Genomic DNA, 26824 nt, shown 5'->3' with positions numbered 1-26824 from the left:
CGTCGGCCTGGGGCGCGCGGGGCTACGATTGCGGTCCGGAGCCTTCGCTCCGGACTGCCCCATCCTCATCCTCGTTGCCGCCTGCGGCGGCTGCCTTCGGATTCCGTCGGGCGCATCTACACGCCCCGCGCGCCCCAGGCCGACGCCACGCCGGGCTCGGGTGGTTCAAACTTGTCGGTCGCTGGGCCGGGCTGAGTTCTTGAGGTTCTTGCCTGCATCTGCGCGGGTTTGCCGCGTCTTGCGAGGCCCGCGCCCGGTTGGCCGCGCGGGCGGCCTCCGGGCGCTTACGCGGTTTCTTGCGTCGGAGGATGACGCTTCGCGCTTGCGAGGTGCGCCGGCGCCTCCGGTATGACGACAGTCTCCGCAGGGTGTCAGACACCTCGTCCCGCTCACGCCATTACGTTGCGACGATCACGTCCGGAGTGCCGGAAGTAATGGTGAGCAAAGTCTGCGATGCCACCACCGGGGCAACTGGCGCTTGCGTGCCGTTCAGGGGCTTCAGCTTGTTGAAGACGCAGCGCAGTTCGGTTTCTGTCAGCGTTACCACCGCGTAGCCTTGCGCGTCCGTGTCGATGTGGCGCATCCAGTCTGAATTGAATTGCATCAGCGTGCTGTTGAACGCGTTCTGGATCTTGCCTGCGTTTTCGCCGTAGATCAGCGGCTTGGCGGCGGCGAAGGCGGGGTCGGTGTCGACGACGTTTTTGAAGTAGCTGAAGAACGAGTTGCTGGAGATGCCGGCGGTGACCAGGTCGACCATGACGGGTTTGGGGCTGGCGGCGTCGTAGTCGTCCATGACCGGGCCGGCGAAGAAGGCGTGGATGTCGCCGGTGAGGGCGACCAGGTTGCGGATGCCGGTGTCGCGCACGTAGGCCATGAGGTGCTTGCGTTCGGCGTTGTAGCCGTCCCATTGATCCGCGTTCAGCAGGTAGTCGTTGAGTAGCAGCGAGGGCGGCAGTTGGGCGTCGAGCAGGGGTTTGATCTGGACGGCGAAGGCGGTGGGCGGAATGCCGGCTTGGGCGTCTAGCAGCGTTGAGAGCGCGGGGTAGGCGGTGACGGGTTTGCCGCTGGTGTGGTCGGCGGTGGTGAGATCCTGGGCCAGCGCGGCGGCCATGAGGGCGGTCAGGGGCGCCAGCGCGGATTGTGCGGCGGCCAGGCCTTGGGCGAGCAGGCCGGAGACGGCCTGGGTGCCGTTGAATTGCATGCGCAGCAGGGAGACTTCGTTGCCCCAGAGATTCCAGGACGTGGTGCTGGCGGCGAGTTGGGCTTTCCACCAATCGCGTTGGGTGTCGCCGAGGATGGAGACGGGCGTGAGTTGGCCGCCGGCGTTGGTCATCTTCAGGGTTTCGACTTGCGTTAGCAGACTCTTGGGGACGAAGTAGCGGCTGCCGATTTCGCTGCCGACCTGTTGCTCGGGAATGATGTGGTCAGCGCGGTAGAGGCGCTCGTCGGTCATGAGCAGGGTGGCAAGGCTGCCGAAGCGGAAGGCGCGGTAGATCTGGATGTTCTGGAAGGAGGGGTTGGCCAGATCCAGTGAGACGTCGGCGGGCATGAATTCGAACCATGCTTGACTGGCGCCGCGGCGGCGCGAGGTGAGCGGGGTTTCGTCGTCGGCTACGCCGTAGGTCTGGTGGTCCTGCCAGCAGTCGTCGGAGAATTCGTGGTCATCCCAGATGGCGATGACGGGAAAGCGGGCGTGCAGGGCCTGCAGGCGCGGGTCGGAGCGGTAGCTGCGGTAGAGACTGCGGTAGTCGGCAAGGGTGGTGGCGAAGATGGCGCCGTCGGCGCGGGCGGTGCCGTCGGGTAGCGTGAGGGGGGCGTGGGCGCTTTCGACGTTGCCGGTCTGGAAGCCTGCCTTGACGGTTTCGTAGATGTAGTCGCCCAGGTGTACGACGAAGTCGAGGTCTTGCGTGGCGAGGTCGTCGAAGGCGGCCCAGTGGTTGACGCTCCAGTCTTGGCAGGAGATGAAGGCGAACTTGAGCTGCGCGACGGCGGCGTTTTCGGCGGGGGCGGTGCGGGTGCGGCCGGTGGGGCTGGTGCTGGCGCCTGCTAGGAAGCGGTAGTAGTAGGTGGTTGCTGCGTCTAGGCCGGTGACTTTGTGGCGGACGGTGTGGTCCCAGTCGGGTTCGGCGGTGATGGGGGCGTCGACCAGGAGTTGCGTGAAGGATTCGTCGCGGGCCATCTGGACGCGGACGGGGACGGCGGCGTCGGTGTCGCCGATTACACGGGTCCACAGGATGATGCTGTCGGGGCGCGGATCGCCGGAGGCGATGCCTTGCGGGAACTGGAAGCGTGCGGCTGGGGTGCCGCCGCCGTTGTTGCCGTCATCGCCACCGCCGCTGCCGCCGTTGTCGTCGTCATCGTCGTTGCTGCCATTACAGCCGGCCAGTCCGGCGGTGGCGGCGGAGACGGTCAGGAAGCTACCCCATTTCAGGAATTTTCTGCGGTCCATGGTAAGCGTTACGCCCTGTCAGACGATGCCGGCGCGCGGCATCTGATTGTGTGAATGGGGCGTGAAACAGCTGGCGCCGTTGCCCGCCCGCGGCGGCGTATTACCCCACTCGAGCGTTACGGGGGAGTGACAGGGCGCTGTGCGATGCGGGGCGTCTGACATCCTTGGGCATTTGATGGGTGGGTTCTTAAGATGGCTCCCTACTTGCCAGGTGGGGTTGGCCCGTTTGCAGGAGGGTTCTTAAGACGCCCGGCGTGGCGTCGGCCTGGGGCGCGCGGGGCTACGATTGCGGTCCGGAGCCTTCGCTCCGGACTTGCCTAGGCGGCCCCCCCCTTCGTCATCGTCGTTGTCGCCTCCGGCGACTGCCTTCCGATTCCCTCGGGCGCATCTACACGCCCCGCGCACCCCAGGCCGACGCCACGCCGGGCTCGGGTGGTTTGAACTTGCCGATCGCTGGGGCGGGCTGAGTTTTTAAGATTCTTGCCTGCATCTGCGCGGGTTTGCCGCGTCTTGCGGGGCCCGCGCCCGGTTGGCCGCGCGGGCGGCCTCCGGGCGCTTACGCGGTGTCTTGCGGCGGCGGATGACGCTTCGCGCTTGCGGTGGACGGCGGTGTCGGCGGTGTCAGACACCTTGTCCGCGTGACTTGGGCGGGTAGGCTGGCGGCCGCTGCCATAAAATGCGCTCCATGAACTCGCCCGAACTCATTTCCGAACCCGCCGATCTCGACCGTCGTTTCGGCGCGCTGTCGCGTCTCTATGGTCCTGACGCGCCCTCCCGCATCCGCAATGCCCACGTTGCCGTCGCAGGCCTGGGCGGCGTGGGATCGTGGACCGTCGAGGCGCTGGCGCGGTGCGGGGTGGGGGCGTTGACGTTGATCGATCTGGATCACATTGCCGAGTCCAACGTGAACCGGCAGATCCATGCGTTGAGTTCGACGCTGGGGCAGTCGAAGGTGGATGCGATGGCTGAGCGGGTGTTGGCGATCAATCCGGAATGCCGGATCACGCGGGTGGATGACTTTGTGTCGCCGGAGAACGTGGGCGAGGTGTTGCCGGGGCCTTATACGGTCATCATCGACTGCACCGATCAGGCGGCCGCGAAGATCGCGATGATTTTGCATGCGCGTGCGCTTGGGGTGCCGATGCTGCTGTGTGGCGGCGCGGGCGGGAAGACGGATCCGTTGGCGTTGCGGGCGGGGGATCTGTCGGGGGCGGTCAATGATGCGTTGCTGTCCAAGCTGCGCAACAAGTTGCGGCGCGAGCATGGGTTTCCGCGGGCGTCGGACAAGAACGGCAAGGCGCTCAAGCGGGTGCCGAAGATGGGCGTGCATGCGTTGTGGTTCGACCAGCCTGCGATCTTGCCGGATGCGTGGACCAAGCCGCTTGAAGGTGAAGATGATATGGGCGCGTCGGGTCTGAACCTGGCGCCGCAGGGCTTGTCGTGCGCGGGCTATGGGTCGGTGGTTACCGTGACCGCCGCCATGGGCATGGCGGCGGCGAACGAGGCGTTGCGGCTGGCGGTTTGAGGGCCGCCGGGGCGGCGGCGCCTCAATTTCTGAGCGCTGCGGTGTGTCAACGGACAGGCGTCTTGTGGTCGCTGCGCCCGGCGTCAGTAAATCAAAGCGCCACGAACACGACGCCATCCTCAATACGCACGGGATAGGTCGCGATGTTCTCCCGCAGTGGCGAGCACAGGGCGCGGCCGTCGCGCACGTCGAAGCGGCCCTGGTGCAGCGGGCATTCGATTTCGTGGCCGGTCAGGAAGCCGTCGCACAGCCTGGCATTGCCGTGCGTACAGAGGTTGTCGGTGGCGTAGACCTGGCCATCGACGCCGTATAGCGCGATTTCTTTTCCGCCTGCCTCTACGGCGATGACGTCTTCTTCGGGGACTTCATCGCGTTCAATCGCCTTTGTCCATTGCACAGTCATTGTTCGTCTCCGGGTCAGATGGGATAGATCAGCGAGTTGGGGATCAGCTCGCTGTCGAAGATGCACAGCCGCGATTCGAATTTGAGGCCGTCGGGGGTCTGGCGGATCACGTCGAGGTAGCGGCCTACGTTGAAGACGGTGGTGAGCTGGCTGGGCTTGGTGCGGAAGATGGCGTAGTTGGCTTCGGACTCTATGCGGTCGTCCTGCGCCAGCAGTACGCGCGGGGCGCCGACGACGTGGCGCTGGTAGTAGGGGTCGTGGAAGATGGTTTCGGTGGCGCCGTAGATGCGGTCCTTGAGCATGCCGCGGCTCTCGAACGCCATGGTCGCCAGCGGAAATCCGCGTTCGTAGTTTTCGCGCGGCAGCACTTTGTAGATGCAGTCTTCCGTGAAGAAGTCGGGCCACTTTTCCCATTCGCCGGCGTCCAGGGCGGCGGCGTAGTCGGTGTACAGGCGGGTGAGCTGGTAGTAGCGCGGAAAGTCCAGCATGTCACGCCTCCATCACGCGGCGCCAGTACGCGTACATGCCGCGTATCAGCGTTTCGGTGACCATGTGGTCGGTGTTTTCGGCAGTCTTGCCGCCGAGTTCGGCGACGCTGCGGTGCCAGGGCTTTTGTTCGAAGCCGGATTGCGAGAATTCGATGACTTCGCCGTCGTCGGCCGACACGAAGCCGGCGGGGCCGAAGAGGTTGGCCTGACGCAGGCGGCGCTGGGTCATTTCGGGGGTGTCGTCGGCAAAGCCGAAATGGGTCCAGACGAAGTCGAAGGCGTCGTGGCCGACGGGCTGGATGTGGCGGGTGGACAGCGAGTTCACCTGCTGCTGGATGATGACACTGGGGAACAGGGTCATGAGCACGGCGGTGGGGCCGTTCCACCAGGGTTCCTGCACGATGTCCAGGAAGCGGTCGTCGTTCAGCGACATCTGTTCCTTGAAGCTGGACACGCCGCTGGTGACGGTGCTTTTGCCACCCTGGCCGCGTGTGGAGATCATGGCGGCGTGGCGGAAATGGCGGTCCATCTTCAGTTCGGACCGGTTGTCCGCGCGCCATAGGCCGAAGGTGACGAACCAGGTGTGCAGGAGGCCGGGGTGATAGGGGTCTTTGATGTTCTCCTGCATCAGCTTCCAGTTGCCGGGAATGCGCTGGCGGCTGTAGCCGTGGATCACCAGTTCGCGGCCGTCGAAGACGCGATCGAAGTAACGCGCGATGTCGGGGCCCAGGTAGTCTTCGAGCGGCTCGACGTCGTGGTCGAAGGACGCAAAGACGACGCCGTTGCGGCAGGCGACCGCCAGTTTTGTCAGGCCGTGGTCCTCGGGCTTGAAGTCGGGCGGCATGCCGCCGTTGACCTTGCCGTCCTGCTTGACGCCGCGGCGGAAGGGCACGCCGATCAGGTTGCCCTGCAGGTCGTAGTTCCACTGATGGTAGGGACAGACGAACTCGGTGCGGTTGCCGGCGCGTTCGCGGCAGAACTGCACGCCGCGATGGGCGCAGACGTTTTCCACGACGCGCACTTCGCCATCGTTGTCGCGCAGCAGGATGACGGACCGCTCGCCCACGACCGTGCGTTTGAAGTCGCCGGGATTCGGGATTTCGGCCTCGAGGCCGACGTAGCTCCAGTGGCCTTGGTAGAAGAAGCGCTCCAGTTCCCGCTGGTGCAGCGCGGCGTCGGTGTAGACGCCGAACGGAATGCGATGGGAACCGTCGCCTTGCCAGGGCGGGACGAATTGGATGGGATGTTCGGGGGCGTTCATGGACGGCCCCTGCGACAGGACGTGGCGATGCGATGCGTGCGGACGCGCATGATTTGTCTCCATTTTTCAGCTGGCCGCGCGGCGGCCGGGCAGCGCCTTGCGCGGCATGGGCGCAGGCGGTTTTTCCGCATCTTCGGGCAGGGCGCCAAATTAATAAATAGAATCTGGCTTATTACATAAATCACCAGAATCAATATTGGTGGAGACAGCCGCATGAACCTGAAAGACGTGGATCTGAATCTGCTCGTCGTCTTCAATGAATTGCACAAGCATGGCCGGGTGTCGGCGGCGGCGGAAAGCCTGGGGATTTCGCAGCCGGGCGTGAGCAATGCGCTGAGCCGGCTGCGCAAGCTGCTGGGCGACGAATTGTTCCTGCGGACCTCGCGCGGCATGGTGCCGACCCCGTATGCCGAGAGCCTGGCTCAGCCGATCGCCGATGCGCTTGCCGCGCTGCAAGGCACGCTCAACGCGCGGGTGGCGTTCGATCCGGCGCGCAGCGAGCGATCGTTTGTGATCGGGGTGAACGACGTGGGCGAAACCTACTTTCTGCCACGCCTGATGCGGGCGCTGGATCAGGTGGCGCCGGGCGTGACCATCCGCACGGTGCGCACGACGTCGATCGACGTGCGCGACGAAATGGAGCGGGGCCGCATGGATCTGGCCATGGGCTTTCTGCCCGGGTTGAAAGGCGGGTTCTTTCAGCGCCGGCTGTTTCGCCAGCCCTATGTGTGCATCTTCCGGCAGGACCATCCGCTGGCGCGCTCGGGCGTGTCGGCCAGGCAGTTTCGCGCGGCCGAGCACGTGGCGATCGTGTCCGAGGGCACGGGCCACGGCGTGGTGGACGAGGTGATCGCACGCGCGGGCATCCGCCGCCGGCTGCGGCTGACGGTGCCGCACTTCATGGCGGTGGGGCCGGTGCTGCAGGCCACCGACATGATCGCGGTGGTGCCGCAGCGCTTTGCCGACTGCGCGTGCGGCCCGTTCGGCCTGGCGGCCGCGCCCTGTCCGGTGAAGATCCCGGAGTCGGTCATCAACGTGTTCTGGCACGCCCGCAACCACCGCGAGGCCGCCAACCAGTGGCTCCGGCAGGTGGTGGTGGACGTGTTTGCGGATTGAGCGTCAGCGACCAGGACCGGCTGTCAGGCGTCGCGGAACGTCACGGTGAACCATCCGCGCAGCGCATTCGACAACCGGATTTCGTCGGCGGCATGCAGGTCCGCCAGCGTCAGGACGCGTTCCTTCGCCTTGCCGTCGTCGAGCAGTTGCGCGCGCTGCACGCCCGGCAGGCAGCCGCTGTCCACGGGCGGGGTGTACCAGACGTCGCCCAGGCGCAGATAGACGTTGCTGCGGCTGCCTTCGCAGAGTTCGCCGCGTTCGTTCAGGTAGACCAGATCGAAGATGTGCGGATGCGAAGGCAGCCATTCGATCGTCTTGGTGTACCAAGGGCGGTGCGTGGTCTTGTAGCGCAGCAGCGGTTCGGAGGAGCGCAGCGCCTCGGGCGCCAGCATGACTTCCTGGTGTGCGGGCAGGGGCGGCAGGACGGCGGTCTGGATGTGGCGGCTCCCGTCGCGCGCGACCAGGAGGCGCAGGCGGTGGGGGCCGGCGGAGCCCAGGGACATGACGGCGACGAGGATGTCGCCTTCGACATCGCGGCCGCCCCAGACATAGCCCAGCGCCTTGCATGACGCTTCGAGGCGGTGGAGGTGGCGCGCCAGCAGCGGCACGTTGCCGGTCGCTTCAACCAGGATGGTCTCGATCAATTCAGGTTGCATGGGACTCTCCTGGAATAAGGCGCGGGGCCGGCTGAGTGGGGCCGCGCCAGGCCGGGCTGCGCGGGCCGCGCTCTATGCTACTACCGGCCGTGGGGTTTGCGCCGTCAGGCGCGCAGGATGCGGGCCTTCCAGTGGCATTCCTGCCATTCGCTGGCGGGGTCCGAATCGTGGACGATGCCGCCGCCCACGCTGTAGACGCCGTGGCCCTGCTGGTTCAGGACCAGCGTGCGGATCGCGACGTTGAGCGAGAAGTCGCCATCCGGGGCCAGCCAGCCGATGCTGCCGCAATACAGACCGCGCGGGGCGGTTTCCATTTGCCGGATGCGGCGCATGGCCGCGACTTTCGGCGCGCCGGTGATCGACCCGCAGGGAAAGAGGGCGTGCAGCACGTCCGACAGTGTGGCGTGCGGCGCCGTGGCCGACACGGTGGACGTCATGGTCCAGACCGTGGGGTATCGCTCCAACGAAAACAGCGCGTCGACCTTCACCGAACCCGGCTCGGCCAGCCGTCCGAGGTCGTTGCGCAGCAGGTCCACGATCATCAGGTTCTCGGCGCGGTTCTTGTCGCTGGCCAGCAATTCCTGGCCCAGGCGTTCGTCCTCGGCCGGGTCGGCATGGCGCGGTGCGGTGCCTTTCATGGGCCGGGTCGTCAGCCGGGCGCCCTCGCGCCGCACGAACAGTTCGGGCGAAAACGACAGCACCGTGCGATCGCCGTCCCGGATGTAGGCTGCGTGCGCGACCGGATTGCGCGCCGCGATGCGGCGGTACAGCGTGGCCGGATCGCCCTGGAAGCCGACGTCGAGCGGCTGCGTGAAATTGACCTGATACAGCTCGCCGTCCCGGATCAGGCCGCGAATGGCGTCGATCTGGCGCACGTAGGCGGGCTCGGTCATGCGCGGTACGGGCAGGCTGCTGATGGACGCCGTGGGCGCGTCGGCGTCCGGCGCGTCCCATGGCGCTTCGTCGATCTTGCGGTCGAACACCAGCGCGGTCAGACGGGGGCGCCCGTCGTCGCGCGGCGGCGTCCACGGCCCGGCCGGCGCGGGCCGGGTGGCCTCGGGCAGCAGCCATTCGCCCAGCTCGTAATCCAGCAGCAGGGCAATCCAGCGGCCTTCGCGCTGCGCGGCGTCGATGGCGGCCAGCGCCGGGGCGACCTCGGCCGCGGCGCGCGCCTCGATCCGGTCACAAAACCCGTCGAGGCGCAGCGCGCGACCGGCAAGCCGGTCTTCAAAACGGCAATCCATGGTGCGTTACCGCTGTTGTTGCGCAAGGAACTCCGTCAGGACCCGGCCGGTGTGGGAATGATCGGCCAGCGTCATCACGTGCTCGGGCGAGCCTTCGCCCACCAGCTGCCCGCCGCCCGTGCCGCCTTCGGGGCCCAGGTCCAGCAGCCAGTCGGCTTCGGCGATGACGTCCAGGTTGTGTTCGATCACCACCACCGTGTTGCCCGCTTCGACCAGGCGGTGCAGCACGTGGATCAGCTTTTCGACGTCGGCCATCGACAGACCGACCGTGGGCTCGTCCAGCACGTACAGCGTGTGCGGGATGCGCGAGGCGCGGCCGGTCTTGATCAGGCCGTCGGTCAGGCGGGCCTTGGACAGCTCGGTCACCAGCTTGATGCGCTGCGCCTCGCCGCCCGACAGCGTGGGCGACGGCTGGCCCAGCGTCAGGTAGCCCAGCCCCACGTCCTGCATCAGTTGCAGCGGACGATGGATTTTGGGATGAGCGGCGAAGTAGCCGATGGCGTCGTCCACTTCCATGGACAGCAGCTCGCCGGCGTTCTTGCCGCGCATCTGCACGCTGAGCGTGTCGTTGTTGAAGCGCGCGCCGTTGCAGGCGTCGCACGGCACCTTCACGTCGGGCAGGAAGTTCATTTCGATGGTGCGCATGCCCTGGCCTTCGCAGATCGGGCAGCGGCCGTCGCCGGTATTGAACGAGAAGCGCGCCGCCGTCCAGCCGCGCATGCGGGCTTCGCGGGTGTCGGCGAACTGCTTGCGCACGTCGTCCCAGAAGCCCACGTAGGTGGCCGGGCACGAGCGCGGCGTCTTGCCGATGGGTGTCTGGTCCACTTCCAGCACGCGGTCGATGGCTTCCCAGCCCTTGATGCTTTCGCAGCCGGCCCAGCCCGGCGCCTTGCCTTGCGAGACCGCCTGCGTCAGGTTGTCCAGCAGCACTTCGCGCGCCAAGGTCGACTTGCCGGAACCGGACACCCCGGTCACCACGCTCAGGCGGCCCACCGGAATGCGCGCGTCGACGCTGCGCAGGTTGTGCAGGCGTGCGCCGCGGATCTCGATCATAGGCGTGTCGGCCTCGACCGGACGGCGGCCCTGCAGCGGATGCGCCAACGGCGTCTTCAGGTAGCGGCCGGTCACGGACTCGGGCGCGTCGATCACGTCCTGCACCGTGCCTTGCGCCACCACGCGGCCGCCGCGGATGCCCGCGCCCGGGCCGATGTCGATGACGTGCGAGGCGCGGCGGATGGTGTCGTCATCGTGCTCGACCACCACCAGCGTGTTGCCGTTGCCTTCCAGCCGCGCCAGCGCGTCCAGCAGGATGCGGTTGTCGCGCGGGTGCAGGCCGATGGTGGGTTCGTCCAGCACGTAGCAGACGCCCTGCAGGTTGGAGCCCAGTTGCGCGGCCAGCCGGATGCGCTGCGCCTCGCCGCCGGACAGCGTGGGCGCGGCGCGGTCCAGCGCCAGATAGTTCAGGCCCACTTCCTGCATGAAGTTCAGGCGGCCGCGGATCTCGGCCAGGATGTCGCGGGCAATTTCGCCTTCGCGGCCGCGCGCCACCAGTCCGGTAAAGAAGGTGTGCGCGTCCGACACCGGCAGCGAGGCCAGTTCGGCAATCGACTTGTCGCGCCAGCGCACGGCGCGCGCCACGCGGTTCAGCCGCTGGCCATCGCATTGCGTGCAGGTCTTGGCCTCGCCTTCGTACCACGCGTTCCAGGCGGTTTCCTCGCCAGTCTGCTCTTCGTCAAAGCCCTGCAATTGCAGGCCCGTGCCGTAGCAGCCGGTGCACCAGCCGTGCTTGGAGTTGTACGAGAACAGGCGCGGATCGGGTTCGGGGAAGCTGGTGCCGCAGGACGGGCACGCGCGCTTGACCGAGAAATGCTGCTGCTGCAGTTCGCTGTTCAGCGCCTCGTGCAGCTTGTTGACGGGCCACACGACCGACATCACGCCCTGGCCGTTCTCCAGCGCGCTCTTGACGGCGGCGCGCAGGTCGGCCTCGTTGGCCGGGTCCACCACCACGTCCGCCACCGGCAGTTCGATGGTGTGTTCCTTGTAGCGGTCCAGGCGCGGCCACGGCGCCACGGGAATGAATTCGCCGTCAACGCGCAGATGGGAATGGCCCTTGGAGCCCGCCCACTTGGCCAGATCCGTGTAATAGCCCTTGCGCGCGGTGACCAGCGGCGCCAGCAGGCCGATGTGCTCGCCCTTGTGTTCGCGCAACAGGCGCGCCACGATCTGGTCGGTGTTCTGGGGTTCAACCGCGACATTGCAGTCCGGGCAGTATTGCGTGCCCAGTTTCACGTACAGCAACCGCAGGAAGTGATGGATTTCCGTCATCGTGGCCACGGTGGACTTGCGGCCGCCGCGGCTGGTGCGCTGTTCGATCGCCACGGTGGGCGGGATGCCGAAGATGGCGTCCACGTCCGGCTTGCCGGCCGGCTGCACGATGGCGCGCGCATAGGCGTTCAGCGATTCCAGATAACGGCGCTGGCCCTCGTTGAATAGGATGTCGAAGGCCAGCGTGGACTTGCCCGACCCCGACACGCCCGTGATGACGGTGAACTTGTCGTGGGGGATTTCGACGCTGATGTTCTTCAGGTTGTGTTCGCGCGCGTTGCGGATCTCGATGGCCATGCTGCCCTGGCGGCGTTCGCGCACCAGGGATTGCAGCGGCGTGCCCACGCCCGCGCCGTACTCGGCCTGCGGCTCGGCGATGCGCGCGGTCAGGCCGGCCTGCTCGGCCTCCTGGGCGTCGGCATCGCTGCTGACGATGACGTCGGCCTTGCCGCCTGCGACGGTATCGATGGGCAGGATGCTGACTTCATAGTCGCGCAGGGCTGCGCCCGTATGCGACTTGGGGTTGTCCATCAGGTCCTGCGGCGTGCCCGTGCCGAGCACCAGGCCGCCGGCGTCGCCGCCTTCGGGACCCAGGTCGATCAGCCAATCCGCGGCGCGAATCACGTCCAAGTTGTGTTCGATGACCAGCAGCGTGTGGCCGGCGGCCAGCAGCTTGCGGAACGCGCGCATCAGGCGCGCGACGTCGTCGAAGTGCAGGCCGGTGGTGGGTTCGTCGAACAGGAACAGGCTGCCCTTCTTGGCGACCTTGGCGGTGGAGATGCCGCTGCGCGCGGCCTCGGCCAGGTGGCCGGCCAGCTTCAGGCGCTGCGCCTCGCCGCCCGACAGCGTCGGCACGGGTTGCCCCAGCCGCACGTATTCCAGGCCCACGTCGGCCAGCGGCGCAAGACCGGTCTGCACGTCACGCAGGCCCTTGAAGAAGTCCAATGCCTCGCTGACGGTCATTTCCAGCACCTCGTCGATCGAGGCGCTCTTGCCCAGGTGCTCGACGCGCACTTCCAGCACTTCGGGGCGGAAGCGCTTGCCGTCGCAATCGGGGCAGCGCAGATACACGTCGGACAGGAACTGCATTTCGACGTGTTCAAAGCCGGTGCCGCCGCAGGTCGGGCAGCGGCCGTCGCCGCCGTTGAAGCTGAACGTGCCCGCCGTGTAGGCGCGTTCACGCGCCAGCGGGGCCTGGGCAAACAGCTTGCGGATCGCGTCGAACGCGCCGACGTAGCTGGCCGGATTGGAGCGTGCCGTCTTGCCGATGGGGGTCTGGTCCACCATGACGACGTCGGCGATCTGCTCGGCGCCGAGCAGGCGGTCGAAGGCGCCCGGCGCTTCCGACGGCTTACCCTTCTGCTTGAGCAGCGCTGGGTACAGCACGTCCTGCACCAGCGTGGATTTGCCGGAACCGGACACGCCGGTCACGCAGACCAGGCGGCCCAGCGGCAGCTCGACCGAGACGTTCTTCAGGTTGTGCGCATTGACGCCTTCCAGCAGCAGGCGCGGCGTGTTGGCCGCCACCGGCATCGGACGCGGCGCTTCCACACGCAGTCGGCCGCCGAGATAATCGCCGGTCAGCGAGGGCGCGGCGCGCAGTTGATCAGGCGTGCCGTCGAAGACGATGCGGCCGCCCCGTTCGCCGGGACCGGGGCCAATGTCGATGATGCGGTCCGCGGCCACCATGACCTGCGGATCGTGCTCCACGACCACCAGCGTGTTGCCGGCGTTGCGCAGGCGGTGCATGACTTCGACGACGCGGTGCATGTCGCGCGGGTGCAGGCCGATGGAGGGCTCGTCCAGCACGAACAGCGTGTTCACCAGCGAGGTGCCCAGCGCGGTGGTCAGGTTGATCCGCTGGACCTCGCCGCCCGACAGGGTGCGGCTCTGGCGGTCCAGCGTCAGGTAGCCCAGGCCGACGTCGCACAGGAATTTCAGGCGCGCGCGCACTTCGGTCATCAGCAGGTCGGTGGCGGCGTCCAGCGCGCCCGAGAACGACAGCGTGTCGAAGAATTTACGCACCCGCTCGATCGGCAGCAGCATCACGTCGTGCAGCGACAGGCCGTCCAGACCGTTGAGCTGCTCGCGGCTCCAGGTGGTGCCGACCGGCATGAAGCGCTTGTAGCGGCCGTCTTCGGGCGGCAGCACGGCGTCGGCTTCATCCTTGTTGCCCAGGCGCCAGAGCAGGGCGTCGGGCTTCAGTCGCGCGCCGTTGCAGCTGGGGCAGGGCGTGTAGCTGCGGTACTTGGACAGCAGCACGCGCACGTGCATCTTGTACGACTTGGTTTCCAGCCAGTCGAAAAAGCGCTGCACGCCGTACCACTGGTGCTTCCAGGCGTCGTTGCCGCCCTTCCAGTCGGGCGTGCCGTACAGCACCCAGCGCTTGTGCTCGTCGCTCATGTCCTTCCAAGGCACGCCCAGCGGCACGCCCGCGCGCGGGGCGTACTTTTGCAGGTCGTCCTGGCATTCCTTGTAGGACGGCGTGGTCCACGGCTTGATGGCGCCTTCGAGCAAGGTCTTTTTCTCGTCGGGGATGACCAGGCCGAAGTCGATGCCGATCACGCGGCCGAAGCCGCGGCAGGCCTCGCAGGCGCCCAGCGGCGAATTGAACGAGAAGCTGCTGGGCAGCGGGTCGGTGTATTCGATGTCGCAATCGGCGCAGTGCAGTCGGTCGCTGTACTTCCAGATATGCGCGTTGCCGCCGTCGGCGTCCATGACGTAGACGGCGATGTGGCCGGCGCCCATGCGCAGCGCCGTGTCCAGCGCTTCCATGATGCGTTCGCGCTCGGTGCCGGCGAAGCGGAAGCGATCCTGGATGACGTGCAGGATGCGGCGTTCTTCGGTGGCGGCCTTGGCGGTCTTCGTGGCCTTGGCCTTCTTGGCGCCCTTGGCTGGCGCGGCGGCGCGGGGCACGGCGGTTTCCTCGGCGTGCACGCGGGTGTAGCCCTGCTGCTCAAGGAAGCCGCGCACTTCGTCTTCGGTGAAGTTGGCCGGCACGGCGATCGGGAAGGTCACGACCAGGCGCGGGTCGCCCGCGGTCGCAGCGCGCTCGGCCAGCGAGTGATAGACGGATTCCGGCGTGTCGCGCCGCACCAGCTTGCCGCAGCCGCGGCAATAGAGCTTGGCGCCGCGCGCGAACAGCAGTTTCAGGTGATCGTTCAGTTCGGTCATCGTGCCGACCGTGCTGCGCGAGCTGCGCACCGGATTGGTCTGGTCGATGGCGATGGCGGGCAGAATGCCCTCGATGCGGTCCACCTGTGGCTTGTCCATGCGGTCCAGGAACTGGCGCGCATAGGGCGAGAACGTTTCCACGTAGCGCCGTTGGCCCTCGGCGTAAAGGGTGTCGAAGGCCAGCGAACTTTTACCGGACCCCGACACCCCGGTGACGACGACCAGTTCGCCGGTGGCGATGGTCAGATCCAGGTTCTTGAGATTGTTCTGGCGGGCGCCAACGATGCGGATATGGGAGCTCATGGACGGTATCGTAGCCTGACGAAGGGAGCATGCCGGCGCGGCGATCCATCGCTGGTTCCGGGCGCGTCGATATGGAATAATTGACTATATTGTGAGGCGCATGTCCATATTGTGGACAATCGGCGCCTCGGTAACTGTACAAATAAACAGTATCGCAGATTCGTCTGATGTTCGCGCTTGCCGCGTTGCGGATCTGGCCTGGGCTATCGCATGTATTTGGGGACATGAGTGCAGGAATCCAAGGTCGCGGGCGCGGCAGCGTTCGGAAAATTCATGGTGGTGCTGCAGGCGGTGGCCGATGCGCCGCAGCCGCCGACGGCCGCCATGCTTGCCCGTGATTGCGGCTATCCCCGTCCTACCGTCTACCGCATCCTGGCGGCACTGGCCGAACAGGGGATGGTCACAGAATCCAGCGGCGCGTATCGCCTGGGCCCTCGCCTGATGTCGCTCGCCAGCAAGGCATGGTCCCAGTTCGATCTGCGCGCCGCGCTGGCGCCCGAACTGCAGGCGCTGCGCGACCAGACTGGCGAAACCGTCCATCTGGCCGTGCCCGCGGGCCACGAAATGATCTACATCGACAAACTGGAAAGCCCCGGCCCCGTGCGCATGGTGTCGCGCGTGGGGGCGTCCGTCGCGCTGCATTCCAGCGCCGTCGGCAAGGCCTATCTGGCCGCGCTGGACGAGCCCGCGCGCGAGCGCCTGCTGCACGCGCTGCCGATGCCGGCCCGGCTGCCCGCCACGCTGACCAGTCTGCCCGCGCTGCGCGAGGCGCTGGGCGTGGCGGCTCAGCAAGGCTACGCTGTCGACAACGAGGAAAACGAACCCGGCATCGTCTGCTACGGCGTCGCGCTGTGCGACGGGGCAGGGCGTCCCGTCGCGGGCGTCAGCGTCAGCACGCTGCTGTTCCGCCGCCGCGGCGATCCGCAGTCCGCCTATATCGAACCCTTGCTGCGGCTGCGCGACGCCGCCGCGGCCAAACTCGCCGTCCTGCCGGTAACGTCCGGCGGCGCCTGATCGTCAGCCCCAGAGGAAATCCATGACCGCAACCGCTGCTCCCACCGCCTCCAAGCTTGCCGCCCTGTTGGCCGCCCGCGTCGTGCCCGTCCTGCGCTACACCGACGCGGCCGCCGCGGCCTATGCCGCCGAAGTCGCGGTGTCGGCCGGCTGCACCACGCTGGAACTCACCTGGACGATCCCGAACGTCACCGACCTGGTGCGCGCGCTGCGCGACAAACACGGCGCCAGCCTGCTGCTGGGCGTGGGTACCGTGCTGGACGAGTCGCAGGCGCGCGACGCGCTGGTGGCGGGCGCGGACTTCCTGGTGTCGCCCGCGCTGGCGCACGAGATCGTGGACATGGCCCACGCCGCCGACGCGCTGTGCATGCTGGGCGCGTTCACCCCGAGCGAAGTCCTGGCCGCGCGCCGCGCCGGCGTGGACGTGGTGAAGGTGTTCCCGGCGGACACCGGCGGCCCCAAGCACCTGGCCGCGCTGAAGTCGGTGTATCCGGACACGATCTTCTGCCCCACGGGCGGCATCACGCAGGAAAACATGGGTACGTATTTCGCGGCCGGCGCCGGCCTGGTCGGCATCGGCAGCAACCTCTACGACAAGGCCGCCTTCGCGTCGCGCGACACCGCCGCGCTGGTGGCGCAGATCACCCGGACCCGCGAGGCCGCTCATGGCTGACTTCGACATCGTCGCGCTGGGCGAGCCGCTGGTCGAGCTGAACCAGACGCATGGAGGCCAACGGCAATACCTGCAGGGTTTCGGCGGCGACACCTCCAATGCGGTGATCGCAGCCGCCCGCCAGGGCGCGCGCTGCGCGTATCTGACCCGGGTCGGCAATGACGCCTTCGGCAAGCAGTTCCTGGACCTGTGGCAGAACGAGGGCGTCGACACGTCCGGCGTAGAGGTCGACGATGATGCGCACACCGGCCTGTACTTCGTGCAGCACGGACCTGACGGCCATGCTTTCAGCTATCTGCGGCGCGGCTCGGCTGCCAGCCTGATGACGCCGGCCAGCCTGGACGCGGGGCTGATCGAACGCACGCGTTTCCTGCACGTGTCGGGCATCAGCATGGCGATCAGCACCACCGCCTGCGACACGGTCTTCGCTGCCATCGAGCGCGCGCATGCCGCTGGCGCGCAGGTCAGCCTGGATTCCAATCTGCGGTTGCGCCTGTGGCCCGTGGACCGCGCCCGCGCCATCCTGCGCGAAGCCATGCGCACGGCGGACGTGTTTCTGCCCAGCATGGACGACATGCAGCACCTGACCGGCAACGACGACCCGGAGCGCACGCTGGACTGGATTCGCGACGGCGGCGCGCCGGGCGTGGTGGTTCTGAAGCTTGGCAAGGACGGTTCCATCATCGACGACGGCCGCAGCCGCACGGCGATGCCGGCGCTGCGGGTGCAGGCCGTGGACGCGACCGGCGCGGGCGACTGCTTTGCCGGCAGCCTGCTGGCGCGGCGTTGCCAGGGCGATGCCTGGGAAGACGCCGTGCGCTATGCCAATGCCGCGGCGGCGCTGTCCACGCTGGGCTACGGCGCGGTCGATCCGCTGCCGCGGGCGGAGCAGGTGTGGGAACGGCTGAAGGAAACGTCGGGCTGAGCGCGGCAGGGCGGCGGTGCAGCGGGCTGAGACGGACCGCGATCCAGCCATATTGCGCCGCGCCTTGGCGCCTTGGCGTATCCGCCGCCGATTTGTCCCTGGTTGTTTCAGGCGGTGCGGAAGCCCCGGTTGGCACCCTTGAAATCCGCCCATTGGCGTCCGATTCGGATTTCAGGCTAAAATGCCAAGTTATCCGAATTTTTTCCGCCAGTCCGGTTTCCGGTTGTGCGGGCCACTTTCCGCAAATTCAACAGGAGAATCAACATGGCTGAACGCAAACGCGTGCGTCGTAACACCCTGGAACGCCGTTGCCTGGGCAAGGCTTTCAAGCGCTTGTTCGTCAAGTCGCCCAAGGGCGTGTTCAAGATGCTGGAAAAGATCAAGCGCGTCTAAATGATGCGTTCGGCCGGCAGGTCTTCGGACCCGCTTGGCCTGATCAAAGAAAAACCGCAAGGCGCGAGCCCTGCGGTTTTTTTTCGTCAGGCCTGCGGGGCCCCGAGCTTGGGCCGGATGAAATCCATGAACGCGCGGGTCTTGGCCGGCTGGATGCTGGAAGGGAAAACCACATAGATCGAGATCGGATCCACCGACCAGCCCGGCAACACGCGCCGCAGCGAGTTGCGCTGGATGATCGGTTCCAGCGCCAGGCAATGCGGCATGCGCGTGATGGCCAGGTCCAGGCCGGCCAGCGTTCCCGCGATGCTCATGTTGTTGGCGGCCAGATGTCCGTGCACGGCCACGCGCTGCGAAATCGCGCCGTTATTCAGCGTCCAGTACGAATGCGCTTCGTCGATGGTCGTGCGCAGGCACTGGTGCTGCGACAGCTCGGCCGGCGTCTGCGGCGCGCCATGACGCGCGATATAGCTGTCGGACGCGTACAGATGCGTTTCCAGCGAGACCAGCTCATGCACCACGGCGCCCTCGATGGCGCGATGCGGCGTGCCGTTGCCATTGCCGTTGTCGGTGGAGGCGCCCGGATAGTCGGCTTCGCGGCCGAACCGCAGCACGATGTCGAACGGCGTGCCCTGTGCGTCGGAGGCCGTCATCATGCTCAGGTCGAACTCGCATTCCACTTCGGGATAGCGATCGGTGAAATCGCTGATGGTCTCGGGCAGCAGCCAGATGGCCAGGCTGTACGGCATGGAGACGCGCAGATTGCCCGACGGGCCGCCTGACAATGACAGCAGTTGCTCGTGAGCCAGGCGGGCTTCGTCGATGAGGCCCTGGCACCGGCGCATGTAGGCCGCGCCCGCGTCGGTCAGATCCAGCCGGCGCGTGTTGCGGTTGATGAGCCGCAGCCCGATCGCGCGTTCCAGTTCGTTGATCCGCCGCGACAGCGTCGACGTCGGCATGTCCAGCGCGCGCGCGGCCTGGCTGAAGCTCTTGCGCTTGGCAACCTCCACGAACAAGGCGATGTCATTGAGCTGGACGGTCGAGGCTTCCATAGGCGTTCCGAATTGGGCCGCCCGAGTTTACGCCACGATGCCCTGCGGCCAACGTCCGGCGCGGCGCACGGCATCAAAAAAAACCGCACGGTTTGTCAGATTTGATTGCAAATTCCAAAGCCGTGGAATCGGTTCCCCGAGGCATATCCCCTACACTTCAGGCGAAATCATAAGAACCAAGACCGCAGCGGTTTCTGGAAGATCGCAAGGGGCACAGCAGGCATGACCGATACACCGATTTTTTTCACCGTTCTGACGCCGACCTACAACCGGGCAGGAACTCTGCACCGCGTCTACGAATCGCTCTGCCAGCAGACTTTCCGGGATTTTGAATGGGTGGTGGTGGACGACGGCTCCACCGACAACACGCACGAGTCCATCCTGCATTGGCAATCGCTGGCGGATTTTCCGATCCGTTATGTCTGGCAGAACAATCAGCACAAGAAGACCGCCTTCAATCGTGGCGTGCGCGAGGCGCGCGGCCAGATGATCGTGGGCCTGGATAGCGACGACGAAATGCCGCCGGACGCGCTGGCCATTTTCCATGAGGCCTGGAACGCGATTCCGCCCGCACGCCGTGACTCGTATTTCGCCATTACCGGGCTGTGCGCGCGGCCCGACGGCACCATCGTCGGCGACCGTTATCCGCAGGACGTGTTCGACAGCACCGCCGTCGACGTGTATTTCCGCTACCGCATCAAGGGCGAGAAATTCGGCTGTATGCGCACGGACATCCTGCGCAAGTACCCGTTTCCCGAGGACGTGGCAGGCTTCGTGCCCGAAAGCCTGGTGTGGTGGGCGGTCGCGCGTGCGGGCTATCTCAGCCGCTTCATCAACCGCGTGGTGCGCACCTATCACGACACGCCCGGTGGCCTGAGCCAGGGCGCGGTGTCCGTCAGCAACAACGCCCAGGGCCTGTACCTGCTGGCCTGGGACATGTTGCAGCATCACCTGGAATTCTTCCGCTACCGCCCGCGCGAATTCATGATGGCGGCGGCACGCTACACGCGTTTTCGCCTGCACCTGAAGCATTCGGGCGTGCCGACGGCCGTGCAGGCCTACCGGCTGACCCATCCGGTCGCGACGTTTCTTGTGGCCGTCATGTACCCGCTGGGGTATGCGCTGTACCGCCGCGATCGGCGTCGTGGCGTGGCCTGACCCAGCCGGCCGACCCGGCAGCCTGCGTCACGCAGGCGCGCCGTGCCCCAGTCCCAGATAGACCTCCACGACGCGCGGATCCTGCGCCACCTCGGCCGCCGGACCTTCCAGCGTCACCGTTCCGGTTTCCAGCACATAGGCGTAATCGGCCACCTGCAGCGCGGCGCGCGCGTTCTGTTCGATCAAGAGGATGGACACGCCCATCTCGCGCAGCCGCGCGACGATGCGGAACACTTCGCGCACGATGCGCGGCGCGAGCCCCAGGCTGGGTTCGTCCAGCATCAGCAGGCGGGGTTTGGCCATCAGTGCGCGGCCCACGGCCAGCATCTGGCGCTCGCCGCCGGATAGCGTGCCGGCCAATTGCGCGCGCCGTTCCTGCAGCCGGGGAAACAGTTCAAAGACCTCGGCCAGCGTCTGATCCTGGTCGCGCAGGCCACGGCGATAGCGGTCGAAGGCGCCCAGCATGAGGTTGTCCTCGACCGTCATTTCCGCGAAAAGCTCGCGCTTTTCGGGCACCAGGTTCATGCCCGCGGCGACCATTTCCTCGATTTCGGCGTGCTCCTGCGCCTTGCCGCCGAAGGTGATGCCGCCCTGTGACGGCAGCACGCCCATGATGGCCGACAGCAGCGTGGTCTTGCCCGCGCCGTTGGGACCGATCACGGTCACGATCTGGCCTTCGCCCACTTCCAGGCTGACGCCGGAGACCGCCTCGACCTTGTCGTAGGCCACGCGCAGGTCGCGCACTTGCAGCAGTTTCGCGCTCATTCTTCCACTCCGCCCAGATACGCTTCAAGCACCGCGGGATTCTGCTGGATCTCTGCCGGCAGGCCTTCGGCGATCTTTTCGCCGAAGTCCATGACCACCACGCGATCCACCAGCCCCATCACGAAATCCATGTCGTGTTCGACAAGCAGGATGGCCATGCCTTCGGCGCGCAGGCGCTTGAGCAGCTCGGCCAGCTCGCATTTCTCTTGATAGCGCAGGCCGGCCGCGGGTTCGTCCAGCAGCAGGATGCACGGGTCGGACGCCAGCGCGCGCGCGATCTCCAGGATGCGCTGCTGGCCCAGCGCCAGCGAGCCCGCCTCGTCATGCAGATGCTTGCCCAGCCCCACGCGCTCGACCTGACGCGCGGCTTCGGCCAGCAGGCGCGCCTCTTCGGGCCGGTCCAGCCGCCAGGCGGCCGGCAGCACGCCGCGATGCCCGCGCAGGTGCGCGCCGATGGCCACGTTTTCCAGCACGCTCATGCGGCCCAGCAGCCGCACGTGCTGGAACGTGCGCGACAGGCCCAGGCGAGCAATCTTGCGCGCACCCACGCCGGCCACCGGCTGGCCCAGCAGCGTCACCTGTCCCGAGGTCGGCGTGTCCACGCCCGAGATCTGGTTGAACATCGTGCTCTTGCCCGCGCCATTCGGGCCGATCAGCGCCAGCACTTCGCCCGCGCGGATCTCCAGGTTCATGGCGTTGTTGGCCACCAGGCCGCCGAACTTGCGCGTCACGTCCACGGCTTTCAGCACCACCTCGCCGCGCGGCGGCATGGTGCGCCGGGGCAGCGGTTCGGCCGTCATGTCGACATGGCGCGGCTTGCGCTTGACTGGCACCCAGCGCGTCAGCACCGGCCATAGGCCGCTGCGGGCGCGGTGCAGCAGCAGCACCATGCCGAAGCCGAAGACGATCACTTCGAAGTTGCCAGTCTGGCCCAGCACCTTGGGCAGAAGGTCCTGCAGCCATTGCTTGAGCACCGTGAAGACGCCCGCGCCGACCAGCGCGCCCCACACCTGTCCGGCGCCGCCGATGACGGTCATGAACAGGTATTCGATGCCCATCTGCAGGCCGAAGGGGTTGGGGTTCACGAAGCGCTGCATGTGGGCGTACAGCCACCCTGACGCGCAGGCCTGCAGCGCCGCGATGACGAAGATCACCATGCGCGAGCGCGCCGTGTCCACGCCCATGGATTCGGCCATTACGCGCCCGCCCTTGAGCGCGCGGATGGCGCGGCCTTCGCGCGAGTCCAGCAGGTTCTGCGTAGACCACACGGCGACCAGCAGGAAAGACCAGATCAGGTAGTAGATGTTGCCGCCCTGGTTGAGCGTCCAGCCGAACAGGCTGATGGCCGGAATGTCCGGGATGCCGGTGTGGCCGCCCAGCCCTTCGACCGAGCCGAAGACGAAGTACAGCGACAGCCCCCAGGCGATGGTGCCCAGCGGCAGGAAGTGGCCGGACAGCTTCAGCGTGATCGCGCCCAGCAGGTAGGCCAGCGCCAGCGTCAGCGCCAGGCCGGCCAGCAGCGTGAGCCAGGGCGATGCGCCCAGCCAGCCGAGCCACGACGGCAGCGTGTCCGCGCGGGTGGTGAGCAGCGCCGTCGTGTAGGCGCCCACGCCCACGAAGGCGGCCTGGCCGAAGCTGGTCAGGCCGCCGACGCCGGTCAGCAGCACCAGGCCCAGCGCCACCAGCGCATACAGGCCGATGTAGTTCAGCAAGGTCACGTAAAACGGCGGCAGCACCAGGGGGCCGAGCGCCAGCAGGGCCAGGAAGGCGAGGAGGATGTGGCGCGGCGTCATTCGTCTTCTTCCTCGACGTGATGGCTGTTGAGTGAACGCCAGAGCAGCACGGGGATGATCAGCGTGAACACGATGATTTCTTTGTAGGCGCTGGCCCAGAACGACGAGAAGGCTTCGATCAGGCCGACCAGCACGGCGCCCGCCGCGGCCAGCGGATAGCTCACCAGCCCGCCGATGATGGCGCCGACGAACCCCTTCAGGCTGACCATGAAGCCCGAATCGAAATACATGGTGGTGATGGGCGCGATCAGGATTCCCGACACGGTGCCGATCAGTGCGGCCAGAAAGAACGTGGCCTTGCCCGCGAATACCGGCGAGATGCCCATCAGGCGTGCGCCGATGCGGTTGAACGCTGCGGCGCGCAGCGCCTTGCCGTACATCGAGCGTTCAAAGAACTGGTACAGCACGACGATCAGCACCACCGACACCGCCACCACCCACAGCGCCTGGCTGTTCACGTTGACCGGGCCGAGCGTCATGCTGGCGTCGCTGAACGGCGCGGTGCGCGCGCCTTCCGCGCCGAACGCCAGCAGGCCCAGGCCGACCAGCGCCAGGTGGACCGCGATCGAGACGATCAGCAGCACCAGGGTCGAGGCCGACGCGATCGGCTGATAGAACAGGCGATAAAGCTGCGGACCCATCGGCACCAGCAACAGCAGCGTCAGCAGCGCCTGCACCGCCATTGGCAGTTGTGCGAGCGGGAGGCGATACAGCAGCAGCGCCAGCGCCAGCGGATAGATCACCTTGGCGGCCATGCGCCAGTGGGTGCGGCCGCGCGCGGGGCGCTTGCGCCGCGCCATCAGATCGGCGATGACCTCGGCCAGCGCGAACGCAAGCAGCAGCCACACCAGCAGGATGGGCTTGCCGGCCTGCATGGCGGCCATGGTGAGCGCGCCAAAGGCGACGAACTCGCCCTGCGGGATGAACAGGACGCGGGTGACGGTGAAGACGAGCAGGATGGACAACGCCAAGAGCGCGTAGATGGCGCCATTGGTGATGCCGTCCTGCCCGAGTATCAGAGCAATCTGAGCATTCATGCGAAATTCCGAAAAGCTGATTTCCCCCCCGAAGCGCTGCGCGCTTTCCCCCAGGGGCATGCCTGCGGACCGGCGGAGCCGGATCCGCGGCATCCCGATGGGACGCGCGGAGCCTGCTTCCTGGCGACGCCCCGCAGCGCATGTGACCGTGGGGGGGAAATCTTTTTACTTGACCAGGGTCCAGTTGCCGTCCTTGACCGTGATGAGCTCGCGGCCGCGTTCGTCAAAGCCGCTGTGGTCGGCGGCGCTCATGTTGTAGACGCCTTGCGTGCCCACCAGCTCCTTGGTCTGTTCCAGCGCGTCGCGCAGGGCGCTGCGGAACTCCTTGGTGCCCGGCTTGCCGGCCTTCTCGGCGATCGGCACGGCCTTTTCCAGCAGCAGGCCGGCGTCATAGACGTTGGCTCCGAAGGTGGCGGGCTTGGAGCCGTTGAGCTTTTCGTAGGCGGCGATGTACTCGGTGGCCACCTTCTTGGACGGGTTGCTGTCCGGCATTTCCGGCAGCACCAGCATCAGGCTGGCGGCCAGCACCGTGCCTTCCACCTTCTTGCCGCCCAGCTTCAGGAAGTCGGGCAGCGCGGCGCCGTGGGTCTGGTAGAACTTGCCCTTGTAGCCCTGATCGAACAGCGTCGTCTGCGGCAGCACGCTGGCAGCGCCGGGGGCGGCGACCAGCACGGCGTCGGGCTTGGCGGCCAGGATCTTCAGCGCCTGGCCGGTGACCGAGCTGTCAAAGCGCAGGTAGCGTTCGTTGGCGGCGATCTTGATGCCCTTTTCCGCGGCCAGGCCCGAGAACACCTTGTACCAATTCTCGCCATACGGATCGTTCAGACCGATGAAGCCGACGGTCTTGATGCCGGTCTTGGCCATGTGGTCCACCAGCGCGCGCGCGATGATGTCGTCGTTCTGCGTGGTCTTGAACACCCACTTCTTCTGGTCGTTCATCGGCAGCACCACCGCGGCGGTGCCCACCGGCGCCAGCATCGGCACGCCGGCCTCGGCCGCGAACTGGATCACGCCCATGGCGTTGGGCGAGCCCGACGGCCCGATCAGCGCATCCACGTTCTGCTCCGAGATCAGCTTCTTGAAGGCCGTGACCGAGTTCGTGGAATCGCTGGCGTCGTCCAGCGAGATGTATTCCACGGTCAGGTCGCCGATCTTCTTGGGCAGCAGCGGCACCGTGTTCTTCTGCGGAATCCCGACCAGCGCGGTGGGGCCGGTGGACGAGGTGACCACGCCGACCTTGACTTGGGCCAGGGCGGGCAGGGCGAACAGGGTGGCGATGGCGGCGGCAGCGGCCAGGGGGAGTTTCTTCGACAGCATGGCAAAACCTCCGGGGTAGGGAGCAGAGTGGGAGTGCGGCTGGAAAGCGGAGAAAACGGGAACTGCGGGAATACTTGTTGCTTAAACTTTCTTACGTTCAAGGATCAGCACTGTAGACCCGGGTCCCGGTGCTTACCTATCCGTCAAAACCCGAAGCGCGGGGCGGTCAGATGGTGATGGAGCTGACGCTGGCGCCGCCGCAGACGAACAGCGTCTGGCCGGTGACGAAGCTGTTGGCGGGATCCGCGAAGAACATGACGGCGCGCGCCACGTCGTCCGAACGGCCCAGGCGCTTGACCGGAATGCCCTCGGCAAGCTGGCGTTCGCGTTCGCTGCCGGCCTCGATCACCTCGTAGAACATGCCGGTCTGGATCGGGCCGGGCGCCACCACGTTGACGGTGATGCCGTATGGCGCCAGTTCCAGCGACCAGGTGCGGGCCATGCCCACCATGCCGGCCTTGGTGGCCGAATAGGCGGTGCGCGTGGGCAGGCCGAGCGCGCCGCGCGACGACATCATCACGATGCGGCCGAACTTGCGTTCCTGCATGCCCGGCAGGGCGGCCTGCACCAGGCTGATGGCGGCGCCCAGATGGATCTGCGTCAGACCATGCAATTCTTCCTGCGTGACCTGCGGCAGCAGATTCGGCCAGATCACGCCGGCGTTGTGGATAACGTGGCTGATCGGAAATTGGGCGGCGGCTTCGGCGCCCGCCTGCGCGGTCGCGGTGGCGTCCAGCAGGTCGACCTGCACGTTGTGCAGGCGCGGATGCGAGAAGTCAGCGGCGCGGCGCGCCATCGAGATCACCTCGTAGCCCGCATCCAGCATGCTGCGGCAGATTTCCGCCCCGATGCCGGCGCTGCCGCCGGTCACGATGGCCACATGGGTTTGCGTCATGGTTCCCCCTTGATTTATTGGTATGGTCCGGCCGCGATCAGGCCGTGGGCGCCAGCGCCAGCACGCGCAGCGGACTGCCCGAGCCGCTGCGAATCTTGAGCGGCGCCGAGAAGATCACCGCGCCGGTGGCCGGCAGCTGGTCCAGGTTGGTCAGGCACTGCAGGCCGTAGCGGTTGTTGCCGTGCATGTAGTAGTGGCAGGGGTAGGGCGGATCCAGGTGCTGGGCTTGTCCCGCATCCGTGCCCACCGACTCGGTGCCGAACCCGTGCACGTCGCGCTCCTTGATGAGCCAGGGCACGACCTCGGCATCCGGCCCGGGAGAATGCGCGCCGTCAGCCTGCATGTTCAGGTAGTCGGCGGGCTTGGCGCGCTTGGACCAGTCGGTGCGCATCAGCACCCACGACCTTGCGGGGATGCGGCCGTGCTGTTCTTCCCATTTCTTGACGAAGTCGATGGTCAGCAAAAAGTCCGGATTGCCGGCCGCTTCGGCGGAACAGTCGATCACGCAGGCGCTGGCGATGAAGGCTTCGATGGGAATCGTGTCCACCGTGTTGTCCGGCTGGTCCTTGCCCGTGACCCAGTGCGCGGGGGCGTCGAAGTGCGTGCCGGTGTGTTCCGAGCACGAGAAGTTGTTCCAGTACCAGGCCGGCCCGCGCTCGTCATAGCGCGAAATCTCCTCGATCCGGAACGGCCACGCCTGGCCGAATTCGGGCGGCAACACGATGGTGGGAAACTCCGGCGTCAGCGTCTCGGTCAGGTCCACCAGGCGGATGCGGCCGGAGACCAGCTCGGTCATGAATTGGGCAAGAATGGGTTGACTCACGGTGCTCTCCTGTAGGTGCTTGTTGGGGGACGACG

21 protein-coding genes are annotated in these 26824 nt (G+C 66.7%); 7 read left to right on the top strand and 14 right to left on the bottom strand.

Features of this window, described 5'->3' with window-relative positions; all coding sequences use genetic code 11:
• Positions 1-397 precede the first annotated feature (397 nt).
• Positions 398-2449: an alkaline phosphatase D family protein gene (locus B3098_RS09545; RefSeq protein WP_286894698.1), complete on the bottom strand. Its 2052-nt coding sequence runs from the start codon at positions 2447-2449 to the stop codon at positions 398-400.
• Positions 2450-3125: 676 nt separating this feature from the next.
• On the opposite strand from B3098_RS09545, the gene B3098_RS09540 reads away from it, so the two are divergent.
• On the top strand, positions 3126-3974 hold the full coding sequence (locus tag B3098_RS09540; RefSeq protein WP_414631264.1) for a tRNA threonylcarbamoyladenosine dehydratase: 849 nt from the start codon (positions 3126-3128) through the stop codon (positions 3972-3974).
• Between the two features lie 91 nt (positions 3975-4065).
• On the opposite strand, the gene B3098_RS09535 is transcribed toward B3098_RS09540, so the two are convergent.
• Genes B3098_RS09535 through B3098_RS09525 form a run of 3 tightly spaced genes read right to left on the bottom strand, consistent with a single transcriptional unit; the run spans position 4066 to position 6126 of the window.
• Complete coding sequence (locus tag B3098_RS09535) at positions 4066-4377, bottom strand: non-heme iron oxygenase ferredoxin subunit (RefSeq protein WP_286894696.1); 312 nt, start codon at positions 4375-4377, stop codon at positions 4066-4068.
• A 14-nt stretch (positions 4378-4391) separates the two neighbouring features.
• A complete protein-coding gene (locus B3098_RS09530) occupies positions 4392-4865 on the bottom strand; it encodes an aromatic-ring-hydroxylating dioxygenase subunit beta (RefSeq protein ID WP_175123243.1) in 474 nt (157 codons plus the stop codon).
• A 1-nt stretch (position 4866) separates the two neighbouring features.
• Positions 4867-6126: an aromatic ring-hydroxylating dioxygenase subunit alpha gene (locus B3098_RS09525; RefSeq protein WP_286894693.1), complete on the bottom strand. Its 1260-nt coding sequence runs from the start codon at positions 6124-6126 to the stop codon at positions 4867-4869.
• Between the two features lie 213 nt (positions 6127-6339).
• Here B3098_RS09525 and B3098_RS09520 point away from each other — a divergent pair, with 213 nt between their 5' ends.
• On the top strand, positions 6340-7242 hold the full coding sequence (locus B3098_RS09520) for a LysR family transcriptional regulator (protein ID WP_191577759.1): 903 nt from the start codon (positions 6340-6342) through the stop codon (positions 7240-7242).
• Between the two features lie 23 nt (positions 7243-7265).
• Here the strand turns inward: B3098_RS09520 and B3098_RS09515 are convergent, their stop codons facing one another.
• The 3 genes from B3098_RS09515 to uvrA form a co-directional block, all read right to left on the bottom strand.
• Positions 7266-7898, bottom strand: a complete 633-nt coding sequence (locus B3098_RS09515) for an aminotransferase class IV family protein (protein WP_218344940.1) — start codon at positions 7896-7898, stop codon at positions 7266-7268.
• Positions 7899-8002: 104 nt separating this feature from the next.
• A complete protein-coding gene (locus B3098_RS09510) occupies positions 8003-9142 on the bottom strand; it encodes an aminodeoxychorismate synthase component I (RefSeq protein WP_286894689.1) in 1140 nt (379 codons plus the stop codon).
• A 6-nt stretch (positions 9143-9148) separates the two neighbouring features.
• The gene (uvrA, locus tag B3098_RS09505) at positions 9149-14944 is read right to left on the bottom strand and encodes an excinuclease ABC subunit UvrA (RefSeq protein WP_286894687.1); all 5796 of its coding nucleotides are present in this window, start codon (positions 14942-14944) and stop codon (positions 9149-9151) included.
• Positions 14945-15172: 228 nt separating this feature from the next.
• On the opposite strand from uvrA, the gene B3098_RS09500 reads away from it, so the two are divergent.
• The 4 genes from B3098_RS09500 (at position 15173) to B3098_RS09485 (ending at position 17949) form a co-directional block, all read left to right on the top strand.
• Positions 15173-15958, top strand: coding sequence for an IclR family transcriptional regulator (locus tag B3098_RS09500; RefSeq protein ID WP_286894685.1), 786 nt, complete (start codon positions 15173-15175; stop codon positions 15956-15958).
• Positions 15959-15980: 22 nt separating this feature from the next.
• On the top strand, positions 15981-16631 hold the full coding sequence (locus B3098_RS09495) for a bifunctional 4-hydroxy-2-oxoglutarate aldolase/2-dehydro-3-deoxy-phosphogluconate aldolase (protein ID WP_218344937.1): 651 nt from the start codon (positions 15981-15983) through the stop codon (positions 16629-16631).
• Positions 16624-17556, top strand: coding sequence for a sugar kinase (locus B3098_RS09490; protein ID WP_286894683.1), 933 nt, complete (start codon positions 16624-16626; stop codon positions 17554-17556). The genes B3098_RS09495 and B3098_RS09490 overlap by 8 nt, the downstream gene beginning before the upstream one ends.
• A 264-nt stretch (positions 17557-17820) precedes the next feature.
• Entirely contained in the window at positions 17821-17949 is a 129-nt protein-coding gene (locus tag B3098_RS09485; RefSeq protein WP_006226408.1) for a hypothetical protein, read from the top strand.
• Positions 17950-18035: 86 nt separating this feature from the next.
• Here the strand turns inward: B3098_RS09485 and B3098_RS09480 are convergent, their stop codons facing one another.
• On the bottom strand, positions 18036-19001 hold the full coding sequence (locus B3098_RS09480; protein WP_279975989.1) for a LysR family transcriptional regulator: 966 nt from the start codon (positions 18999-19001) through the stop codon (positions 18036-18038).
• Positions 19002-19223: 222 nt separating this feature from the next.
• Between B3098_RS09480 and B3098_RS09475 the strand changes: the two genes are divergently transcribed.
• Positions 19224-20159: a glycosyltransferase family 2 protein gene (locus B3098_RS09475; RefSeq protein ID WP_175123228.1), complete on the top strand. Its 936-nt coding sequence runs from the start codon at positions 19224-19226 to the stop codon at positions 20157-20159.
• Positions 20160-20186: 27 nt separating this feature from the next.
• Here the strand turns inward: B3098_RS09475 and B3098_RS09470 are convergent, their stop codons facing one another.
• The 6 genes from B3098_RS09470 to B3098_RS09445 all read right to left on the bottom strand — a co-directional run bounded on the left by B3098_RS09470 (position 20187) and on the right by B3098_RS09445 (position 26789).
• On the bottom strand, positions 20187-20924 hold the full coding sequence (locus B3098_RS09470) for an ABC transporter ATP-binding protein (protein WP_175138827.1): 738 nt from the start codon (positions 20922-20924) through the stop codon (positions 20187-20189).
• Positions 20921-22717 carry a branched-chain amino acid ABC transporter ATP-binding protein/permease gene (locus tag B3098_RS09465; RefSeq protein WP_286894656.1) on the bottom strand — a complete coding sequence of 599 codons (1797 nt, stop codon included), beginning with the start codon at positions 22715-22717 and terminating at the stop codon, positions 20921-20923. Before B3098_RS09465 ends, B3098_RS09470 begins: the two co-directional genes overlap by 4 nt.
• Complete coding sequence (locus B3098_RS09460) at positions 22714-23754, bottom strand: branched-chain amino acid ABC transporter permease (RefSeq protein WP_175184095.1); 1041 nt, start codon at positions 23752-23754, stop codon at positions 22714-22716. Before B3098_RS09460 ends, B3098_RS09465 begins: the two co-directional genes overlap by 4 nt.
• Positions 23755-23919: 165 nt before the next feature.
• Positions 23920-25071 carry an ABC transporter substrate-binding protein gene (locus B3098_RS09455; RefSeq protein WP_175123224.1) on the bottom strand — a complete coding sequence of 384 codons (1152 nt, stop codon included), beginning with the start codon at positions 25069-25071 and terminating at the stop codon, positions 23920-23922.
• Between the two features lie 166 nt (positions 25072-25237).
• Positions 25238-25966, bottom strand: coding sequence for an SDR family NAD(P)-dependent oxidoreductase (locus B3098_RS09450; protein WP_286894654.1), 729 nt, complete (start codon positions 25964-25966; stop codon positions 25238-25240).
• Between the two features lie 37 nt (positions 25967-26003).
• Positions 26004-26789 (bottom strand): cyclase family protein, encoded by a 786-nt coding sequence (locus B3098_RS09445; RefSeq protein ID WP_286894652.1) that lies wholly within the window; start codon positions 26787-26789, stop codon positions 26004-26006.
• Positions 26790-26824 lie beyond the last annotated feature (35 nt).

This window comes from Achromobacter sp. UBA2119, from assembly GCF_002331005.1.
In the GTDB taxonomy this organism is placed as follows: Bacteria; Pseudomonadota; Gammaproteobacteria; order Burkholderiales; family Burkholderiaceae_B; genus Achromobacter; species Achromobacter animicus.
Note: the sequence above shows the minus strand (reverse complement) of the source record. Positions and strands in the feature narration are given on the sequence as shown.

Bases quoted from the DNA above. Each gene is read 5' to 3' on its own strand.
- B3098_RS09545 (WP_286894698.1), bottom strand. From the start codon at position 2,449: ATGGACCGCAGAAAATTCCTGAAATGGGGTAGCTTCCTGACCGTCTCC.
- B3098_RS09540 (WP_414631264.1), top strand. From the start codon at position 3,126: ATGCGCTCCATGAACTCGCCCGAACTCATTTCCGAACCCGCCGATCTC.
- B3098_RS09535 (WP_286894696.1), bottom strand. From the start codon at position 4,377: ATGACTGTGCAATGGACAAAGGCGATTGAACGCGATGAAGTCCCCGAA.
- B3098_RS09530 (WP_175123243.1), bottom strand. From the start codon at position 4,865: ATGCTGGACTTTCCGCGCTACTACCAGCTCACCCGCCTGTACACCGAC.
- B3098_RS09525 (WP_286894693.1), bottom strand. From the start codon at position 6,126: ATGAACGCCCCCGAACATCCCATCCAATTCGTCCCGCCCTGGCAAGGC.
- B3098_RS09520 (WP_191577759.1), top strand. From the start codon at position 6,340: ATGAACCTGAAAGACGTGGATCTGAATCTGCTCGTCGTCTTCAATGAA.
- B3098_RS09515 (WP_218344940.1), bottom strand. From the start codon at position 7,898: ATGCAACCTGAATTGATCGAGACCATCCTGGTTGAAGCGACCGGCAAC.
- B3098_RS09510 (WP_286894689.1), bottom strand. From the start codon at position 9,142: ATGGATTGCCGTTTTGAAGACCGGCTTGCCGGTCGCGCGCTGCGCCTC.
- uvrA (WP_286894687.1), bottom strand. From the start codon at position 14,944: ATGAGCTCCCATATCCGCATCGTTGGCGCCCGCCAGAACAATCTCAAG.
- B3098_RS09495 (WP_218344937.1), top strand. From the start codon at position 15,981: ATGACCGCAACCGCTGCTCCCACCGCCTCCAAGCTTGCCGCCCTGTTG.
- B3098_RS09490 (WP_286894683.1), top strand. From the start codon at position 16,624: ATGGCTGACTTCGACATCGTCGCGCTGGGCGAGCCGCTGGTCGAGCTG.
- B3098_RS09485 (WP_006226408.1), top strand. From the start codon at position 17,821: ATGGCTGAACGCAAACGCGTGCGTCGTAACACCCTGGAACGCCGTTGC.
- B3098_RS09480 (WP_279975989.1), bottom strand. From the start codon at position 19,001: ATGGAAGCCTCGACCGTCCAGCTCAATGACATCGCCTTGTTCGTGGAG.
- B3098_RS09475 (WP_175123228.1), top strand. From the start codon at position 19,224: ATGACCGATACACCGATTTTTTTCACCGTTCTGACGCCGACCTACAAC.
- B3098_RS09470 (WP_175138827.1), bottom strand. From the start codon at position 20,924: ATGAGCGCGAAACTGCTGCAAGTGCGCGACCTGCGCGTGGCCTACGAC.
- B3098_RS09465 (WP_286894656.1), bottom strand. From the start codon at position 22,717: ATGACGCCGCGCCACATCCTCCTCGCCTTCCTGGCCCTGCTGGCGCTC.
- B3098_RS09460 (WP_175184095.1), bottom strand. From the start codon at position 23,754: ATGAATGCTCAGATTGCTCTGATACTCGGGCAGGACGGCATCACCAAT.
- B3098_RS09455 (WP_175123224.1), bottom strand. From the start codon at position 25,071: ATGCTGTCGAAGAAACTCCCCCTGGCCGCTGCCGCCGCCATCGCCACC.
- B3098_RS09450 (WP_286894654.1), bottom strand. From the start codon at position 25,966: ATGACGCAAACCCATGTGGCCATCGTGACCGGCGGCAGCGCCGGCATC.